1 protein-coding gene is annotated in these 1489 nt (G+C 56.5%); it reads left to right on the top strand.

All coding sequences use genetic code 11. From position 1 onward, the window contains the following. Nucleotides 1-439: 439 nt before the first annotated feature. Nucleotides 440-1489 (top strand): porin (locus DBR23_RS02805; protein WP_108497246.1); only part of this gene is annotated, 1050 nt, incomplete at its 3' end.

Genomic DNA, 1489 nt, shown 5'->3' with positions numbered 1-1489 from the left:
CTGGCTTGTCTGTCTGGTCGGTTGGGTTGCCTCAATTGTCCTGGCAAGACGTCAACCGGGAAACGACGGTGGGGAGTATTTCAGCAGCCTGCTAAGACGAATGTTCTCTCGACGCATTTTTGACTCCTTTGCCCGGCGAAATCCCGCCAATACAGCGACTAGTTGGCGCGGATCCTACTTGGGCAATCGAAACCAAGTCATGTCTCGCAGATTACTTTTCTGTAATGTTCCAGAGATATTTAAATCATCTCCACCGAAGAATTGTTTTTATTGCTGATTGGTTGTACTGAAGCTGCAAAGATCTTCAATTTTTGTCGAATTGCTTTGCGTCCACCCCTGCAATATATTTCACTACGAAATTAATTTCCTCCTGACCCTACGATTGGCTTCGATGCTTCAGTTGGCATCTATTCATACATCAATAGATCAAGGAGTCGCAATGACTTTGAATCGGAAAATCGCTCTCGCGGTGCTGGCCACTTGCGCTGGCACTGGTGCCTTCGCACAATCTTCGGTCACTCTCTTCGGCGTCGTGGACGTCAACGCGCGCTACGTCAAGAACAGCGAACTTCCCAGCAACATCACCATGAACAACAGCGGCCTGTCCTCCGGCCGCTTTGGGTTCCGCGGTGTTGAAGACCTGGGCGGTGGCCTCAAGGCGGGCTTCTGGCTGGAATCCGATGTGAACGCCGATAGCGGCTCCATCAGTTCTACCGGCAAACTTTTCCAACGTCGCTCAACCGTGAGCCTGCTTAGCTCCTTCGGCGAGGTGCGCTTGGGCCGCGATTTCACACCCGCTTCCCAGTTGGTTGTGCGCTATGACCCGTTCGGCGTGATCGGCTTGGCAGGTTCCAACGTCACCAGCCGTCTGCCAGGCGCTTTCGCCTCGTACTACCGCCACGACAACGCCATCCAGTACTTCACTCCAGTGTGGAGCGGTCTGCAGGTGGAGACGATGTACGCACTGGACGAGAGCGCCACCACCAATGCAGGCCGTCACATGGCTGCACGCGTGGTATACGACAACGGCCCTCTGAGCCTCTCGGGCATCTATGGCACCACCACGGTGAATGCTGCGGGCGCTAAGCTGAAGCAAACTGGTTTGGGCGCAGCCTACGACCTGGGCGTGGTTCGCCTCATGGGCTTCTATCAGCGTGACGAGGTTCCATTCGGCACCTACGGCACGGCGGTCGCCGGACCGGAATCGCGCTTCCTGCTTGGCGTCACCGTGCCAGTGGGCCGTGACCAAGTGCGCGCATCGTGGGTACGCACCGATTCTCGCGGAGGCACGGCTGCGTTCAACGGCAGCGATGCAGACAAGTTCTCCGTGGGCTATATCCACAACATGTCTGCCCGTACGGCTCTGTACGGAACCATGTCCTACGTGAACAACAAGGGTGGCGCAAACTTCAGCTTGGCTGGTGGCGCTACGGGCCTGGCCACAGGTGGCAACTCCACCGGTGCAGAAGTCGGCATCCGCCACAGTTTT

The organism is Acidovorax sp. HMWF018 (genome assembly GCF_003061035.1).
GTDB lineage: Bacteria > Pseudomonadota > Gammaproteobacteria > Burkholderiales > Burkholderiaceae_C > Acidovorax > Acidovorax delafieldii.
Note: the sequence above shows the minus strand (reverse complement) of the source record. Positions and strands in the feature narration are given on the sequence as shown.